Annotated in this window: 2 protein-coding genes; one reads left to right on the plus strand and one right to left on the minus strand. The window is 71.5% G+C overall.

Annotated features, from left to right (window positions below; all coding sequences use genetic code 11):
• Positions 1-1586 (minus strand): alkaline phosphatase D family protein (locus tag ACTUAL_RS17895; RefSeq protein ID WP_440901068.1); only part of this gene is annotated, 1586 nt, incomplete at its 3' end.
• 24 nt (positions 1587-1610) lie between these two features.
• Between ACTUAL_RS17895 and ACTUAL_RS17900 the strand changes: the two genes are divergently transcribed.
• Entirely contained in the window at positions 1611-2438 is an 828-nt protein-coding gene (locus ACTUAL_RS17900; RefSeq protein ID WP_440901069.1) for a VOC family protein, read from the plus strand.
• Positions 2439-2492: the final 54 nt, after the last annotated feature.

The following is a 2492-nucleotide window of genomic DNA, read 5'->3' on the forward strand; positions in this document are numbered from 1 at the left end:
AGGTCGGCGACCTCGGTGAGCTTCTCGGCCTCCTTCGCCGTCTCCAGCCGGAACCGGGCCTCGCGGCCCTCGATCCGCAGCTGCCCCACCGAGTTGCCGAAGTGCGGGCCGCTCACCCTGCGCCACGCCAGCGGGTCCTGCGAGATGCCCTGCCGGTCGGCGCGCCTGCGCAACCACCGGGTGACCGGCTTGGTCCAGAACAGCGCGAACGCGGGCCGGAAGAACCACGGCGGGTCGTTGTGCACCGGCGAGCACACCAGCTGGTAGATCGCCGAGTCGGTCGGCTTCGGGTACTCCGCGCGCACCGCGTAGCTGTGGTGCACGTCCCCGGACAGCACGCAGACCTTCGCGGGCGCGCCCTCGCCGGTCCCGATCCGCTGGATCAGCCTCGACAGCCGCTCGAACGACGCCCGGAACGCGGGCCAGTGCTCCAGGTCGGCGACCTGGCGGACCTTCTCGCCCAGCGCGCCCCGCCAGCCGGGCTTGGCGGCGGCGTGCTCGTTGAGCGACTGGAGGTGGCTCAGGCCGTGCGGCATCAGCCAGGGCAGCGACGAGCCGATCAGCAGGTGGTCGAAGTCGCCCTCGGCGTTGCGCTCGATCCAGTCGAACTCGTCGTGGCTGATCATCAGCCGGTCGCCGTCCAGGATGCGCCCGCAGCGGGTGTCGATCACCAGCAGCCGCACCCGGCCGAAGTCGCGCCGGTAGCTCCACCAGGTGGACTTGCGCCCGTCCAGCTCGGCGTCGGCGGCCTCGGCGAACTCCTCCAGCAGGGCCTGCGTGTCGCCCTCGGCCGAGGTGACCTTGCCGAACAGGTCGTCCTGCGCCAGCGTGTCCGGGTCGAGGTTGCCGAGCTGCTGGTAGACCCAGTACGAGGCCAGCCCCGCGCGGATGCGCTCGGGCCACCAGGGCTTGCGGGCCATCTGCTCGCGCCAGGTGCGGGAGGTGTTCCAGTCGTCGCGCACGTCGTGGTCGTCGAAGATCATCGAGGTGGGGACGGTGGACAGCAGCCAGCGGATCTCCGGGTCGCCCCAGGTCTCGTGGTACAGCTCGGCGTACTCGCGGAACTCCACCACCTCGCCCTTGGGCTCCTGCCCGTCCCGGCGCTCGGCCAGCCACTCCTTGATGCGCGGGGTGGGCTCGTCGGCGTAGACCTGGTCGCCGAGCAGCAGCAGCGCGTCCGGCCACTCCTCCACCGGCTGGTCCTTCATGCGCAGGGCGAAGGCGTCGAGCGCGTCGGGACCGAGCTTGTCGGCCTTGCGCCCGTCGTGCTTCGCGGCGCGGCAGGAGCCGAACACCAGGTTGTGCGTGTTGTCGTCGGGGGATTTGGTCCGGATCACGCAGGGCGGGAACGGCGAGTCGGGCTCAGGCCAGGCCTGCGTCCCGTCGAGGGCGACCTCGTAGGGGGTGGTGGTGCCGGGAACCAGGTCCCGGACCACGACGAGCGCGAAGTGCTGCTCGCCGACCTGGAACGTCCGCGCTGAGTGACCTGCGATGGTCACCTCGCAGGAAGAATCGGTTTCCACCCAGACGGTCGCCGAAGAACCGTTCACGTGCCGCAGCACCGGGCCGAGAACCAGTTGCGCCATGATCGGAGAGGCTACCGTCGGGCGATGTCAACTACATGGTGCAGCGTTGTTGTTGATGCTCGGGATCACAGGGCGTTGGCGGTCTTCTGGTCGGAACTGCTCGGCGTCCCCGGACCGAGCGCGCCCGTTTCGCCCGCTTCGCCGTTTTCCCCGGCGGGCGAGCACCCCCGGATTCCGCCAAGCCCCGGCGACCCGACGCCTTCGGAGCCCGCTGCGGTTCCGCCGACGTCCGTCCCGATTCCTCCCGCCGACGAGTCCGCGCTCGACGTCGAGGGCCTGGAGCTGCTGTTCGGGGTGGGCGTGGACGCGAAGGTCGAGAAGAACCGCGTGCACCTGGACGTGAACAGCCGGACCCCGGAGCACCAGGCGGAGCTGGTCGAGCGGGCCCTGTCCCTGGGCGCGACCCGCGTGGACATCGGCCAGCGCGACGTCCCGTGGGTGGTGCTGGCGGACCCGGAGGGCAACGAGTTCTGCGTCCTGGACCCGAGGGACGGCTACGCGACCGCGGGCCCGCTGGCGGCGGTCGTGGTCGACGCCCGCACCCCCACCGCCCAGGCCCGCTTCTGGTCGGCCGCGACGGGCCTGGAGGTGTTCCGCGCGCACGAGCGGTTCGCGTCCCTGAAGCCGGAACGCGGCCCGTGGCTGGAGTTCGTCCGCGTCGACGACCGGAAGCGGGCCAAGCTGCGCGTCCACCTGGACGTGGCCCCAGGCGCGACCGACAACACGGGGACCGAGGTCAACCGCCTGCTCGCACTGGGCGCGACCCACGTGGACATCGGCCAGCACGACGTCCCGTGGGTGGTTTTGGCGGACCCGGAGGGCAACGAGTTCTGCGTCCTGACCCCGAGGTGACCACACCCCGACCCCGCTCCCACCCGCGCCTGCCCCACCCCCCGCACCCGCATC

The organism is Actinosynnema sp. (genome assembly GCF_052038725.1).

Coding starts and splice junctions, on each gene's coding strand:
- ACTUAL_RS17900 (WP_440901069.1), top strand. CDS start 1,611: ATGTCAACTACATGGTGCAGCGTTGTTGTTGATGCTCGGGATCACAGG.